Source organism: Beijerinckia sp. 28-YEA-48 (assembly GCF_900104955.1).
Lineage (GTDB): Bacteria > Pseudomonadota > Alphaproteobacteria > Rhizobiales > Beijerinckiaceae > Terripilifer.
Genome location: NZ_FNSI01000001.1, coordinates 2,002,204 through 2,016,757 on the forward strand (window position 1 = coordinate 2,002,204; position 14,554 = coordinate 2,016,757).

A 14,554-nucleotide genomic window follows, 5' to 3' on the forward strand; every position below is an offset into this window, starting at 1 on the left:
AACAAGACGGCCGGGCAATGCCCGGCCGTTTTAGATTCAAGAAACGACTGTGCAGCTGCCGTAAACAGGATCAAAGCCCCAGCATCAAGTCCATATTCTGGACCGCGGCACGCGAGGCGCCCTTGCCGAGATTGTCGAGCTTGGCCACCAGCACCACTTGGCCATGCTGTTCATTGGCGATGACGCGCAATTCCATATTGTTGGTGTCATTGAGCGACTCCGCCTCAAGCTTGCCGCCCTCTTTGGCGATCGCCGTCCCCGGCACCACTTTGACGAACTGCGCGCTGGCGTAATGCTTGGCCAAAGCCGCTTCGAGATCGGCCGCCTTCGGCTTGCCCGGCAGGGTGTCGAGATGCAGCGGGACCGACACCAGCATGCCCTGGCGGAAGTCCGCCACCGACGGCACGAAGATGGCGCGCCGCGACAGGCGGCTATAGGCCTGAATCTCGGGTATGTGCTTGTGCTGCAGGCCAAGGCCATACAGTTCGAAATCCGGTGCGGTGCGCGCCTCATAGTCGGCGATCATCGACTTGCCGCCGCCGCTGTAGCCGGAGACCGCATTGATGGTGATCGGATAGTCAGCCGGCACCAGTTGCGCATCGACCAGCGGCCGCAGCAGCGCGATGGCGCCGGTGGCGTAGCAGCCGGGATTGGCGACGAGGCGGCCATTGGCGATCGCCGCCTCCTGCCCTTCTGCCAATTCGGCAAAGCCATAGACCCAATTGGGCGCCACCCGATGCGCCGTCGAGGCGTCGAGAACCTTGGGGCCGTTGCCGCCGAGCGAAGTGGCGAGCGCTACCGACTCCTTGGCTGCGTCATCGGGCAGGCACAGGATGGTCAGGTCAACGCCTTCGAGCAGCTTGCGCTTGGCGTCCGCGTCCTTGCGCTTGGCTGGATCAATGGAGACGATTTCCACGTCACGGCGCGCGCCGAGCAGGTCCCGGATCAGGAGCCCCGTCGTTCCAGCTTCGCCGTCGATGAAAACCTTCGCCGCCATGGCGCTCAATCCTTTTGCCTTTACACGCCCAGATAGGCGCGGCGCAGCCATCAGCCAAGAGGACCGGCGTGTCAAGAAAATCGACACGCCGGTCCTCGTTGGATTGGCAACAGCCTATTGATTGGCCGTCGCGGTCACGCCCACCTTCTGCATGAAGGTGGCGGGATCCTTGATCTGCGTCGCTTCCATGAAGCTCACCGGGCCATTCTTGCCCTTTAATGTGACAGTCAGACTTTTCGGATCGCGCAGGAAGACATTGACCGCTTCGGCCAGCTTGAGCGCCGAGGGGTCGCCCCCGAGCAGCATCGGCAGCATGCCGGTCGCCGCCGACGCCCATTCAGCCTTGATGTCGGCCGGCGCCCGGTTCACCGTGGTGGCATAATAGCTCAGCGCCTTATCGAAGAGGCCCTGATTGGCGAAGCGAACGGTGAATTCGCTGACGTTACCCTGCATGAGGCCGCTGAGGCGCGCCATGCGATCACCGACCAAAGCGGTGCGGTCGATATTGCCGAACAGCCCGGTCAAGGTCAGCTGGCCGGCATTGACACCCGACAGCGTATAATCGCTCAACGTAAAGGCCTTCTTGGCCAAATCGTAAGCGCCAGCGACCGTCATGCCCATGTCGATCTTATCGTAGCCGAATTGAGCGAAGCTCTGCGCCATCTCGCTGCCTTTGGCCGGCTCGAAAGTGGCATTCTTGATTTCAGCCTTCATGGTCACGGGCAGGCCGTCGTCATAGGTGTTGCCGCCGACCATCGAGGCCATGCCAAACTTCATCTGCGCGCCCGGCACTTTCGTATCCGGCACGACGAGTTCGAAGCCGGTCCAGGAGAATTTGCCGAGCTGAGCAACACCATTGGTGAAGTCGCCGTCCTTGACCGCGGTGATGATGCGGCCGAAGTCGCCCTGCTCCAAGACGATCGGCCCCGATTTGATCGTGCCCGCGCCGGCCTTGTCGGTTGCCGAGCCATCGATGGAGGCAAGCGACACTTTGGCGAAGCGACCGCGATCGAGATCGTTCACCTCATAGGTGCGCAAGGTGATCAGGCCGGTGCGTTCGCCCTTCGGCTCGACGACGATTTCCGGCGCGAAGATGCGCTTGGCCTGCGCCTTCGTCACAATCGCCGTCTGCTCACCCCGGTCGGCGTCAAGGCTGAACAGTTTCTGCGCCTCCTCGCGCGTCAGATTCGTATCGACGAATTCGACACGCTTGAGCAGGATTGAGGTCTTGTTCGTCGGCGTCTCGAGACGGACGTTTTCCAGCACGAAGCTTTCGAGGGCAAAGGCGCTGAGGGGCGCGGCCAGCACGATCGCGAAAGACAAGACGACGGGCCGCAAGTTGGGTCGGATCACGATCAGCTCCTTTGAAAAATGACAGCATGTCGATGGCACGACCAACCGGCCAAAATTGTGGTGCTCAAGCCATCATCCAGAAGATTTGTCAGATATGGACAGCCAACCGTGTGCGACAGCGCACAAGCGTCAGCCCCCAGCGGGGGAGGATTAGCATATCCGATATGACAGACGCGAGAACCCGTTCGTGGCCAGTTCGCCACCCGCGCGCGCTTTGAGAATCACTCCAAGCACCTCTGCCGGGAGGGGGCTCCCGGCAGACGTGCTCAATATACAGCTTTCGCCCGCCTCGCCTATTGCGGCTCCGCAACCAAGGATTCGGCTTTTGCGAACCCCTAACGGCTCGCGCCAGCGAATTTTGGCGGATCGTCCACGGTAGGCTTCGCCGCGTTGAAGATGTCCGCCTTCCGGCCGGTGCGGGGCGGATAAATCCGCTCGCCGTTAATGCGCTGTTTGACGCGCTTCGCGGTCATGCCCTCGGCCGCCAGCCGCCGATCCCAGCCGTGGGTGTAGACAGCACCCCAGGGACCGAGATCGAGAACGGTTGTGTACCAATCGATCTGCAATGGCAGCATCTCCAATCCCAGGAGATCACAAACGACATTGTGGCCGGCGAAACGCCCCATCGGCCTGCCGTGCTGGCAGGACATCATCGTGTCATGGCGGCCATCGATCAACAGACTGGCAGCATCGCCGGCCGCGAAGACGTTGGCTGCGCCTTTGACGCGCAGCAGGGAATCGACCGGAAGACGCCCCAGCTTATCGTGCGCGACGGAAAAGAGATCGGTCATCGGATGCGCCTGCATGCCGCCGCACCAGATCACGGTAGAAGCGAAGATGCGCTCTCCAGACGTGAGCATCGCGCCCTGCTCATCAATCTCTCGCACAAAGAACGACGGCCTGAGCTCAACCCCAAGCGCCGCCATTGCGTGCTCAATAACCGGCTGCGCCTCCCCCATCTCCTGACCGATGCGTGGCGCTCTGTCGGCGAGAATCACTTTGACGTCAGCCGCGTCGGATCGGGCGCGCTTACGCAGCCGCCCGGGCAGTTCCGCCGCAATCTCGATCCCCGTCAGTCCAGCGCCGACGACAAGAGCTGTAGAGCGGCCCGGAGCATGGTTTGACCTGAGCCCGGCCAGATGCGCTTCCAGCCGTTTGGCGCCGTGATAGGTGTCGACATCAAAAGCGTAGCTGCCCAATCCCTTGATGGCCGGGCGAACCAGCTTGCTCCCCAAGGCAAATACCAGACGGTCGAAGGACAGCCACGTCGACCCGCCGTGCGTCTCGACCGTGACCACTTTGGCATCGACGTCGATGTTGGAGACCTCGCCTTCGATCCAACGCACGCCGATCGGATCGAGCACTTCGGACAGAGGCACGATCGTCTCTTCCAACTGCGCCTCGTAGTTGCGAACGCGGATGCTGTGAAACGCCGTCTTGTTGATGACGACGACTTCCACCTCGTCGCGCGCGATACCAAGCTCATCGAGCTTGCGCGCCGCACCGACCGCACTCCATAGACCGGCAAATCCGGCGCCCAGGACAACAATTCGCTTCATGGATCTCTCTCCATTTCTTGGTTCGATGTGATCTGCGGATTAGTCGATGGAGTTCTGCCTGGTTTCGCGGATGAACAACGCCCCGACGATGAAAGAGACCAGCAGGATGATCACCGGATACCAGAGACCCGCATAGATGCTGCCGTAAGAGGCGTTGATACTGGTCAGCACAAAGGGCAGCATGCCGCCGAACCAGCCCGAACCGATGTGAAACGGTAGCGACAGTGACGTGTACCGCAGATGAGCTGGAAACAGCTCGACCATGAAGGAGACGATCGGGCCATAGACCATGGTCAGCAGAACGACGAGATACCAAAGCAGCAGAACCACAACTGGTCTATTAACCTGCGACAGGTCGGCGGCCTCTGGCCAGCCGGCTTGTTTCATCGCGCCTTTGATCGCAGCCGGATCAAAACCGTTGATCCGCGATCCCGCTACCTCGACGCTGACCGGACTGCCCGCCGGCGTTTCTTTGAAGGCATAAGTGACGCCGAGGCCGTTGAGGAAGTTTCTGGCCTTGTCGCAAGGCGTCAGTGCCGGAGAGAACAAACGAAAGCTGCAGTCGCTGCCCTCGACAACGATAGCATTCTCGCTCTGAAACCGCTCCAAGACCGGATTGGCGAAATGCGTGAGTGCCTTGAAGACGGGCTGCGTGGTCACAGCGGCCAGAAGACAAGCCGACACCATGATCCATTTGCGGCCGATCTTGTCCGACAGCCAACCAAAGAGCACATAGAACGGCGTGGCCAGGATCAGCGCGCACGACATCAAAATGTTGGCCGTCGTCGGTTCAACCTTCAGCGTGTTGGCGAGGAAATAAGCCGAATAGAAATGGCCAACGCCGTAGAGAACGCCAACGCCTGAGGCGACGCTGAACAGGAGGATAAACATGTTCCTGACGTTGCGGCCGTTCGACAAGCTTGCAGTAATAGGATTATCGGACACCTGTCCCTTCGACTTCATGCGCGCGAAGACCGGGGACTCCGACAATCCGCGTCGCAGATAGACCGACACCGCCAGAAGGATCACGGACAGAACGAACGGAATGCGCCAGCCCCAGGCGCTGAAGGACGCGCTGTCCATGGACAGGCGGACCACTGTGACGACTACGATGGACAGCAGCAGGCCGATCGTTGCCGTCGTCTGCAACCAGCTTGTCGCCAAGCCGCGCCGCCCCGGCGCGGCATTCTCAGTGAGATAGGTGGCCGCTCCGCCGACTTCACCGCCCAGCGCCAGCCCTTGCGCGAGACGCAGCGTCACCAGAAGCACGGGCGCCAGCAGGCCGATCTGCGAATAGGTCGGCAGCAAGCCGATGCCGACGGTGGCGACGCCCATGAGCCAGATGGTGGCGAGGAAGGTGCGTTTGCGACCATAACGATCGCCGAAATAGCCGAACACCAAAGCACCGATGGGCCGCAGAATGAAAGCTGCGCCGAAGATGGCGAGGCTGGCAAGAGTGGCCGCGACTTCATTGCCCGGCGGAAAGAACAGTTCAGCGAAGGTCGCGGTCAGAGCGGCGTAGATATAGAGATCATACCATTCCAGCAGCGCACCGAACGAGGACGCGATAATCGTCCGCTTCTCGTAGGACCTGCTTGGCGTGATCGGCGTGACGTCCAGACCAGCGTTCTCGCCGGTTTCGACCAGGTTTGACATAGCCCCCTCCTTGTATCGAGCTGACCGGCATCAAAACCAGTCGCTCTATAGACGGGCGGCTCCGCGCTTCGTGACAGAACCGGGCTATTCAAGGCCAGAAAAATAAAGTGACATGGGCGTGTCACAAAGGGCTGGCCCGGCCGTCTTAGATGGGAGGGAGAAACCGAGATGCCGGATCTGGTGGCGATTTTCGCGCAATACCGCAGCCATGTGAGAGGCCTGGCTTATCGCATGCTCGGCACACTCACAGAGGCCGAAGATGTCGTGCAGGATGTGTTTCTGCGCTGGCTGCAATCTGATGTAGCCGAAATCAGGTCACCCAAGGCGTGGCTGACCTCGGTGACCACCCGGATCTGTATCGACCGGTTGCGGCATCTGGAAGTCGAGCGCGCCGCCTATCCTGGCGTCTGGCTGCCGGAGCCCATCGTTGAGCCCGCCGATCGCGATGTCGAGCGCCGTATGGATCTTTCTTCGGATCTGTCGCTCGCCTTCATGATCGTCCTGGAACGGCTCTCACCCGACGAACGGACGGTGTTCGTGCTGCGCGATGTTTTCGATGCCGGCTTTCCCGAGATCGCCGCGATCCTCAACAAGAGCGAGGTCGCCTGCCGGCAGATCGCCAGCCGTGCCCGCACGAAAGTTCGGGAGGGGCGACCGAAGTTTCAGGTCACGGCCCATATGCAGCAGAGCCTTGTGCGTCGCTTTCTGCTGGCCATCGAGGCCGGCGACAAGACCGCGTTGCTGTCGCTTCTGGCTGACGATGCGGTGTTGAAATCCGATGGCGGCGGAAAGGTCAGGGTCTCAACCGCGGGCATTTTCGGCGCCGACAAGATCGTCCGGTTGATCCTGTCGCGCGGGCTCATTCCACGCGGGTCGGTTACCGAAGAGACCATCGTCAAACGTCGTCTCGGCGTGATCAACGGCGAGTCCGGCATCCTCACCTTTCTCGACGATGCCTTGATCGCGACGCTGTCGTTCGAGACACGTGGGGAGCGGATCAAGGCCATCTATCAGGTCTACAATCCCGACAAACTCAGCCACGTCACGCTGCTCGATCCACCCGCTCCCATCGCCTAGCCCGTCGGAAACTAGCGAGCGGGCAAAGAAAAACCCGACCGGCGGAGCCGGTCGGGCTGAAAGCTTGTCGCTTGAAGGCTGGATTAGCGCTTCGAGAACTGGAAGCTCTTACGCGCTTTCTTATGGCCGTATTTCTTACGTTCGACCGTGCGCGAGTCGCGGGTCAGGAAGCCGGCCTTCTTGAGCGCGGGACGCAGTTCCGGCTCGTAATAGGTCAGCGCCTTCGACACGCCGTTACGCACGGCACCCGCCTGGCCCGACAGACCGCCACCCGCACAGGTGATGACCATGTCGTACTGGTCGACGCGGTTGGCGACGCCCATCGGCTGGTTGACGATCATGCGCAGCACGGGACGCGCGAAGTAAACTTCGAACTCGCGACCGTTGACGGTGATCTTGCCGGAGCCCGGCTTGATCCAGACGCGGGCGACCGCGTCCTTACGCTTGCCGGTGGCATAGGCGCGGCCATACTTGTCGAGCTTCTGGACATGCACGGGCGCATCGGACGGAACGCCAGTGGCGCTCTTGAGGTCCTGGAGCGATGAAAGGGTCTCGGCCATGTTCAGGCGCTCCTTGCGTTCTTGCGGTTCAGGCTGGCGATGTCGAGGGTCGCCGGGGTCTGGGCGGCATGCGGATGCTCTTCGCCCTTATAGACACGCAGGTTGCTGAGCTGCTGACGCGCGAGCGGGCCGCGCGGAAGCATGCGCTCCACGGCCTTCTCGACGATGCGCTCCGGGAAGCGGCCTTCGAGGATGAAGCGCGCCGAGCGCTCCTTGATGCCACCGATGTAACCGGTGTGATGGTAGTACATCTTCTGGTCGCGCTTGCGGCCGGTCAGCACCACCTTGTCGGCGTTGATGACGATGACATTGTCGCCATCATCGACGTGAGGCGTGAAAGATGGCTTGTGCTTACCGCGGAGACGCATGGCGATCAGCGACGCAAGACGGCCCACAACGAGGCCCTTGGCGTCGATCAACACCCATTTCTTCTCGACTTCGGCCACCTTGGTCGTGGTCGTTTTTGCGAACATGTGACTTGATCCGTAAATTGGCGGCACAACGGCATAAACCGATGCATCTGCGCCGGATGGATGCGGGCTTATAAGAAAGCGGCGACGCCCCGTCAATCGTTAATCACCAAAAAACCTTATGCAGCAATGGCTTTTATGATCTGGTATTATGATACCTGATTACCGCCCATTAACGGATTTTGTCGGCTTTTCCGGCCGCCTTTATTTACCCCTGCAACGCCAGTGTCCGCCTTAGTGCAGAACTGGACCCCTTGATGAGCTCCCCTCTTCGTAATCTGGCCGAAACGCAAACGCGCCTGCGGGCCGCGCCGGTGGTCTCCCCGGACCAAATCATCTCCCAACCGACGGTTATCGCCACCGTTCTGGCGCTTGACGCCGCCGTCATCATTGGCACCGGCCTTGCCGCCTCCGAGGTCGCGGTTGAACCGCTGCACTCGCCCCTGCAGCTGGCCTTGGTCCTGAGCGCCGTGGCTCTCCTGGCCATTCTCATCATCCGCAAACGCTGGGGCTACACGATTCCGGCGCTCCTGCGGCCTCTGAGACAGACGGCGAACTGCGCTCTCGCCCTCTTTCTCGCCCTTGCCGCCCTCCTGGTCGCCTGCGTCATCGTCGACACGCCGATCGCACCGGTGCGCGACTTCGCCGGATACTGGCTGCTGTCGAGCTGGCTCGGCTGTACCCTGGTGCGCGTCGGCGCCAGCCTGGTCCTTTCGACCTGGCGCAAGGCCGGCCGGCTGGCGCGCCGCACCGTCATTGTCGGTGGCGGCGACGCGGCCGAAACCCTCATCGCCCGGCTCGACCGGTCGGCTGGCGACGCCGTCCAGATCCTCGGCCTGTTCGACGATCGCGACAAAGAGCGCTCGCCCGAGCGCATTGGCGCTTACGTTAAGCTTGGCCGTTTTGACGATCTCGTCAGCTTCTGCCGTGAACAGCGGGTCGACCTGCTGATCATCGCGCTGCCGCTGACCGCTGAAGCCCGCATTCTGCAATTGCTGAAGATGCTTTGGGTGCTGCCCGTCGACGTGCGCATCAGCGCACTGAGCAGCCAGCTGAAGCTGCGCGGCCGTGCCTATAACTATGTCGGCGACGTGCCGCTCCTGCCGCTGTTCGACAAACCGATGTCGGATGTGGCGGTGGCCATGAAAGTGATCGAAGACCGGGTGATCTCGGCCCTGGCGCTAATCGTTCTGTCGCCGCTGCTGGCGCTGATCGCGCTGGCGGTGAAACTCGATTCACGCGGGCCGGTGTTCTTTCGCCAGGTGCGCTACGGGTTCAACAACGAGCGGATCGACGTTTATAAGTTCCGTTCGATGTATGTCGACATGGGCGATGCGTCAGGCGTGAAACAGGCGACGCGCGACGATCCGCGCGTCACCCGCGTCGGTCGTTTTCTGCGCCGCTCGTCGCTCGACGAGCTGCCGCAATTGCTCAATGTCCTGTGTGGCGAACTGTCCCTCGTCGGCCCACGCCCGCATGCGTTGCAGGCCGCGGCCAATGGACAGATCTACGATCAGGTGGTCGAAGGCTATTTCGCCCGCCACAAGGTCAAGCCCGGCATCACCGGCTGGGCGCAGATCAGCGGCTGGCGCGGCGAGACCGATACGGTGGAAAAGATCGAACAGCGCGTCGCGCACGATCTGTTCTACATCGAGAACTGGTCGTTGATGTTCGACCTGCGCATTCTGCTGCAGACGCCGCTGTCGTTGGTCACGACCAAGAACGCATACTGAGAGCGGCCGGTTAGAAGAGCGTCCGCCTCAGGCGGCGCTCTTCTCGTCGGCCTCCGCATCTTCCGTGCGCCGCTTCTCGATCATCTGCACCGAATAGATCGACAGCTCGTAGAGCAAGCAGCCCGGGATCGCCAAAGCCAGCATGCTGAACACGTCCGGCGGGGTGAGCACCGCGGCGAGAACGAAGACCAGGAACCAGGCGATGCGGCGCTTGTCGCGCAGGAAGCCTGAGGTGACGATGCCGATGCGCCCGAGCAAGGTGAGGACCACCGGCATCTGGAAGGTGATGCCGAAGGCGAAGATCAGCGTCATGATCAGCGACAGATATTCGCTGACGCGCGGCAGCAATTCGATCTGCGCCCTGCCCGGTTCCTTCGCCTGCTGCATGGCCAGGAAGAAATGCAGCAAGTTCGGCATGACGAGGAAATAGACGAGGAGCGTGCCGAGCAGAAAGAAGATCGGCGTGGCGACGAGATAAGGCGCGAAGGCCATGCGCTCGTGGCGATAGAGTCCTGGCGCGACGAAGGCGTAGATCTGGGCGAAGATCACCGGACAGGCGGCGAAGGCGGCGGCGAACATCGCCACTTTGATCTGGGTGAAGAAGAATTCCTGCGGCGCCGTGTAGATCAGCTTGACGCCCTCGGGCCCGGCCGCGTGTTCGAACGGGATGACGAGCAGGTTGTAGATGTCCTTGGCGAAATAGAAGAACACCACGAACATCACGAGAAAGGCGAGCAACGCCTTGATGATGCGCGAACGCAACTCGATGAGATGATCCATCAACGGCGCTTTGGTCGCCTCGATGGCAGCCTCGTCCGGCGTGAGCGCTGTCTTGTCTTCGTGCGCGACGACTTGCGTATCCGTCATAGTTCCTGCGCTACCTTCTGCGGCGGCCGCTTCATTCGAGCTCCGCGCTTCGTTCTCGTGCGCGTTGACCTGCGCGTCAGGCGTGATCTCTGGGCCACCCTCTGCGGCGGCGGCTTTGTCCGGGCGCCGCGCCTCGTCCTCCGGGCGCGGGTCGGTCATGAACCTTGCGCCACCTTCTGCGGCTGAACTTCAACGGCGGCCTTATCGGCGACTTGATCGGTCCCTTCGGCCGTCGCCACCGATTTGGCGACATCGGGCGTCTCCGGCGGCGGAGGGATATCGACATGGAAGGCGGGGCTGTCGGGATCGATCGGAGCCTGAATCGCCGGCTGCGGCCCCTCCGGCTTCTTCTCCAGCGCCTCGCGCAATTCGCGCTCGGTGTCGCGGGGATCGAAGGAGATGTCAGCTTTCGCCTGCTGGGCGATTTTCTGCATGTCCTTCTTCAATTCGTCCATCTCGGACTCTTTCATCGCGTCCATGAACTGGCCCTGAAACTCAGAGGCCATCCGGCGCATTTTCGCGACGAAGCCGCCGACCTGGCGCAGAACGCGCGGCAGGTCCTTCGGGCCGATGAAGATCAGCGCGGCTATACCGATGATGATAAGCTTAGTGGCGTCGAAGTCGAGCATGGCGTCCGCCGGGGAGTTGCTGGAGCGGCCTTACGATCACGCGTTGGCAAACGCAAGATCGCATCAGACGATTGCCGCCCCGGGACACGATCGCCCGGGGTGAGTCATTCAGCGAATGGCTCAGCCCACCTTGGCGGGCTCGTTATTGGCCGAGGTCGAACTCGGCTGAGCGGTGGCGGCGGGCTGCGCCGTCGTCGCACTCGGCGCCGGCTGAGCCGGAGCGTGGTCGATGGTGCGTGACTGTTCCGTCGCCGGTTTCTCAGCGTCTTCCTCAGCCATGCCCTTCTTGAAGGACTTAATGCCCTTAGCGACATCACCCATCAGGTCGGAAATCTTGCCCTTACCGCCGAACAGCAGCAGAGCGAGAGCACCGACGACAAGCCAATGCCAGAGAGACATGCTTCCCATAATTGCCTCCAGTTGACGACGAACCGTATGGTCCGCCGCCGGATTGGCCGAAGTTAGGCAAGGCGGCCTCCAAATACAAGGATTTAGCCCCACCCATCTTCAATATGGTGAGTGGAACCGGCCTGCACAGCACTATTTCCGGCCGTGATGCGATTAATTTTCGGTTATATTTTGTCGGACGACGGATTTTCCTCGTCCTTGTCCGAATCCGAGGCGGTATCCTGCGGCTCATCCGCCTCTTCGTCGGTGGACTCTTCAGCCGCTGGCTCTTCGGAAACGGACTCTTCGAGCAGCGCTTCGCTGGAAGATTCTTCCTCCACCTCGGCAATCGGCTCTTCAAGCTCAGCCTCGGCAGCTGGCTCCTCGAGCACGGCCTCAGCTTCGGCAGCCTCTTCCTCAGTCTCGGCTTCCTCGACCTCGACCACTTCGCCAGTCTCCGCCACTTCGGCGATAGCACCAGCTTCGATCGTGGTTTCGGTTTCGGTTTCAGCTTCAACTTCGGCGAGGGGGTCGGACTGGATTTCAGCCTGAGTTTCAGCACGGGCTTCGACTTCAGCTTGCGCCTCTGCTTCGGTCCCGGCTTCCGCTTCAGCTTCCCCGTTAGCGGGCTCGGTGAAGAGGTCGGTAGTTTCACCACCTTCCAGCGGATCTTCGTCCTCGGTGAGCGCGCTATCGTCGCTCGGCTTCGGTATGCCAAAGCCCTGCGGCAGGCGACCATCGAACAGACCAGCCGAACGCAGATCCTCAAGGCCCGGCAGATCGGTGATCTGTTCGAGACCGAATTGGAGCAGGAACGCCTCGGTCGTACCGTAGGTCACAGGCCGGCCTGGCGCCTTACGGCGGCCGCGCAAGCGCACCCAACCGGTCTCCAGCAGCACGTCGAGCGTACCCTTGGAAATGGCGACGCCGCGAATGTCTTCCACCTCGGCGCGTGTCACCGGCTGGTGATAGGCAACGATCGCAAGGGTTTCGAGCGCGGCCTTCGAAAGTTTCTTCTGCTCGCTGACGTCGCGCGACAACAGCCAGCCCAGATCGGTGGCGGTGCGGAACAGCCATTTGCGCGCGACACGCACGAGATTGACGCCCCGATGGGCGTATTCCTCGCGCAATTGCAGCATCACTTCGCCAACGTCGGTGCCCTCAGGCAGGCGACGGCCAATCTCCGCCTCCTCCATCGGCTCGGTGGCGGCGAACAGTATCGCCTCCGCGATACGCATGGCTTCCCGGTGCGCTTCCGCAGCGGCGTTCATGGCGTCCTCGCCTTCAAAAGGCAGTTGTTCGGCAGCTTCTCCCACGACAATCCTCTTGAATGCTTCAACTCGGCTACGAATTCAATTTTCCGAACTTAATTTTCAACCACGCTCAGGGCCGGAGCGAGCGGATCATTGGAGCAGGATCTGACCCAGATCGGGGCAAAAGCGCGATCCTGGCGCAACTCAAGCTTTCCCTCGCGCACCAGTTCCAGCGACGCTGAAAACGTCGACGCCCGAACGGTGCGCCGGGTTTCGGGCGTGGTGAAATATTCGCCCAAATAGGTGTCCATGGCGGTCCAATCGATGGCCCGCCCAGCCAGCCGCTGCAGCGCCTCGCGCGCTTCCGCCAGCGACCAGACGACTCGCTGTTTCAGGGTCACGCGCGACAGAACGTGTTTTTGGCGCTGGCGGGCGTAAGCCGACAGCAGATCGAAGAGATTGGCGTGGAATTCTGACGTTTTGAGGATCGTCACCCCTTCCGGGGCGCCACGCAGGAACAGGTCGCGCCCGACGCGCGGGCGATTCACCAGCTTTTCGGCCGCATCGCGGATCGCTTCGAGGCGCTTCAGGCGATAGGCCAGCGCGGCGGCGAGATCGGCGGCGGCCGGCTCCTCGCCCTTCGGCTGTTCAGGCAGCAACAGGCGCGATTTGAGGTAGGCGAGCCAGGCGGCCATGACCAAATAATCGGCCGCAAGCTCGAGCCTGACTTTGCGCGCTTCGTCAATGAATTCAAGATATTGCTCGGCCAGGGCCAGGACCGAAATTTTGGCAAGGTCGACCTTCTGGCGGCGCGCCAGTTCAAGCAACAGATCGAGCGGTCCCTCGAACCCGTCCACGTCGACGAGGAACGATGGTTCTGTAACGCCCTTATCCAGCTCTACGCCGTCTTCGAATGGCAGGTCGGCCACTGCGAATCACTCCATTTCGGCCGCAAAACAACCGGCCGGCGCGGAATTTGATCGCTCTAGGCAGTCATCGCAAGCCCGGATTGGACCCGCGCCCATGCGTCCACAGGATCAAACGGCCTGGGAGGCCCTGCGATCGCCGCCAGGGCCTTTTCCGCCCGCTCCAGCCTAACACCATCGAGGATCGGCGAGGCATTAGCCACCGCGTAGCCATCGGCGATCTCGCCCTGGCAATGCAGCGCCAGATCGAGCCCAGCGGCGAAAAGGGCCTCGGTTTTCTCGGTAAACGAGCCTTTCAGCGCCTTCATCGACAGATCATCGCTCATGATCAGCCCCTGAAAGCCGATGTGACCGCGCATGACCTGCGACACGACCTTGGCCGAGACAGTGGCCGGCCACTCCGAATCAATGGCGGTGTAGACGACATGGGCTGACATCGCCAACGGCATGTCGGCCAGGGCGCGGAACGGGACGAAGTCGGATCCTTCCAAGTCGGCCAGGGAGGCCTCGACCACCGGCAGCTCCAAGTGGCTATCGGCCCGGGCGCGGCCATGCCCCGGCATATGCTTGATGACCGGCAGGACGCCGGCGGCGAGCACACCCTCGCAGGCGGCACGGCCATAGGCGGCCACGGTGTCGGGATCGGCCGCATAGGCGCGGTCGCCGATGATGTTATGCGCGCCCTGCCCCGGTACATCGACGACAGGCAGGCAATCGACCGTAATGCCGACATCCTTGAGATCGGCGGCCAGCACCTGCGCGCTGGTGCGGATCAGATCAGCGGTGGCGGCGGCATCATGGCCGGCCGCGGCGAAGGCGCCAGCCGGCGGATATTTGCGCCACAGCGGCGGCCCCATGCGCTGGACCCGGCCGCCTTCCTGGTCGATCAACACGGGCGCATCGGCGCGGCCAACGATTTCGCGGAATTGCTGAGTCAGTCGAATCAGTTGCGCGCGGTCTTCAACGTTGCGCTTGAACAGAATGAGACCCCAGGGCCGCGTCTTCGCGAACAAGGCCCGCTCGTCCACCGTCAATTCCGTGCCGGCGCAACCGCAAATGAAGGCGCGTGCCTCGTTGCTCATTCGAT

General features: G+C 61.8%; 14 protein-coding genes. 2 read left to right on the forward strand and 12 right to left on the reverse strand.

The window, feature by feature from the left end; genetic code table 11:
• Positions 1 to 70: 70 nt before the first annotated feature.
• From argC to BLW50_RS09465, 4 genes are all read right to left on the reverse strand, one after another.
• On the reverse strand, positions 71 to 997 hold the full coding sequence (gene argC, locus BLW50_RS09450) for an N-acetyl-gamma-glutamyl-phosphate reductase (protein WP_090700782.1): 927 nt from the start codon (positions 995 to 997) through the stop codon (positions 71 to 73).
• Between the two features lie 114 nt (positions 998 to 1,111).
• Positions 1,112 to 2,350 (reverse strand): hypothetical protein, encoded by a 1,239-nt coding sequence (locus tag BLW50_RS09455; protein WP_139267548.1) that lies wholly within the window; start codon positions 2,348 to 2,350, stop codon positions 1,112 to 1,114.
• A 335-nt stretch (positions 2,351 to 2,685) separates the two neighbouring features.
• Complete coding sequence (locus BLW50_RS09460) at positions 2,686 to 3,909, reverse strand: NAD(P)/FAD-dependent oxidoreductase (protein WP_090700790.1); 1,224 nt, start codon at positions 3,907 to 3,909, stop codon at positions 2,686 to 2,688.
• A 39-nt stretch (positions 3,910 to 3,948) separates the two neighbouring features.
• Positions 3,949 to 5,565, reverse strand: a complete 1,617-nt coding sequence (locus tag BLW50_RS09465) for an MFS transporter (RefSeq protein ID WP_090700794.1) — start codon at positions 5,563 to 5,565, stop codon at positions 3,949 to 3,951.
• A 168-nt stretch (positions 5,566 to 5,733) separates the two neighbouring features.
• Here BLW50_RS09465 and sigJ point away from each other — a divergent pair, with 168 nt between their 5' ends.
• Positions 5,734 to 6,642, forward strand: a complete 909-nt coding sequence (gene sigJ, locus BLW50_RS09470) for an RNA polymerase sigma factor SigJ (protein ID WP_090700798.1) — start codon at positions 5,734 to 5,736, stop codon at positions 6,640 to 6,642.
• Between the two features lie 83 nt (positions 6,643 to 6,725).
• On the opposite strand, the gene rpsI is transcribed toward sigJ, so the two are convergent.
• Together rpsI and rplM are read right to left on the reverse strand one after the other, a co-directional pair.
• Positions 6,726 to 7,202 carry a 30S ribosomal protein S9 gene (gene rpsI / locus BLW50_RS09475; RefSeq protein ID WP_090700802.1) on the reverse strand — a complete coding sequence of 159 codons (477 nt, stop codon included), beginning with the start codon at positions 7,200 to 7,202 and terminating at the stop codon, positions 6,726 to 6,728.
• Between the two features lie 2 nt (positions 7,203 to 7,204).
• Entirely contained in the window at positions 7,205 to 7,675 is a 471-nt protein-coding gene (gene rplM, locus BLW50_RS09480) for a 50S ribosomal protein L13 (RefSeq protein WP_090700806.1), read from the reverse strand.
• A gap of 254 nt (positions 7,676 to 7,929) precedes the next feature.
• Here rplM and BLW50_RS09485 point away from each other — a divergent pair, with 254 nt between their 5' ends.
• Positions 7,930 to 9,405, forward strand: coding sequence for an undecaprenyl-phosphate glucose phosphotransferase (locus tag BLW50_RS09485; RefSeq protein WP_090700810.1), 1,476 nt, complete (start codon positions 7,930 to 7,932; stop codon positions 9,403 to 9,405).
• Between the two features lie 27 nt (positions 9,406 to 9,432).
• Here BLW50_RS09485 and tatC read toward each other — a convergent pair whose 3' ends face one another.
• From tatC to nagZ, 6 genes are all read right to left on the reverse strand, one after another.
• Positions 9,433 to 10,185 carry a twin-arginine translocase subunit TatC gene (gene tatC, locus BLW50_RS09490; protein ID WP_244544456.1) on the reverse strand — a complete coding sequence of 251 codons (753 nt, stop codon included), beginning with the start codon at positions 10,183 to 10,185 and terminating at the stop codon, positions 9,433 to 9,435.
• 242 nt (positions 10,186 to 10,427) lie between these two features.
• Positions 10,428 to 10,901 carry a Sec-independent protein translocase protein TatB gene (tatB, locus tag BLW50_RS09495; protein ID WP_090700813.1) on the reverse strand — a complete coding sequence of 158 codons (474 nt, stop codon included), beginning with the start codon at positions 10,899 to 10,901 and terminating at the stop codon, positions 10,428 to 10,430.
• A 120-nt stretch (positions 10,902 to 11,021) separates the two neighbouring features.
• Positions 11,022 to 11,309: a twin-arginine translocase TatA/TatE family subunit gene (locus BLW50_RS09500; protein WP_090700817.1), complete on the reverse strand. Its 288-nt coding sequence runs from the start codon at positions 11,307 to 11,309 to the stop codon at positions 11,022 to 11,024.
• 164 nt (positions 11,310 to 11,473) lie between these two features.
• The gene (scpB, locus tag BLW50_RS09505) at positions 11,474 to 12,604 is read right to left on the reverse strand and encodes an SMC-Scp complex subunit ScpB (RefSeq protein WP_244544187.1); all 1,131 of its coding nucleotides are present in this window, start codon (positions 12,602 to 12,604) and stop codon (positions 11,474 to 11,476) included.
• A 50-nt stretch (positions 12,605 to 12,654) separates the two neighbouring features.
• A complete protein-coding gene (locus BLW50_RS09510; protein ID WP_090700821.1) occupies positions 12,655 to 13,470 on the reverse strand; it encodes a segregation and condensation protein A in 816 nt (271 codons plus the stop codon).
• 56 nt (positions 13,471 to 13,526) lie between these two features.
• Entirely contained in the window at positions 13,527 to 14,549 is a 1,023-nt protein-coding gene (gene nagZ / locus BLW50_RS09515) for a beta-N-acetylhexosaminidase (protein WP_090700825.1), read from the reverse strand.
• Positions 14,550 to 14,554 lie beyond the last annotated feature (5 nt).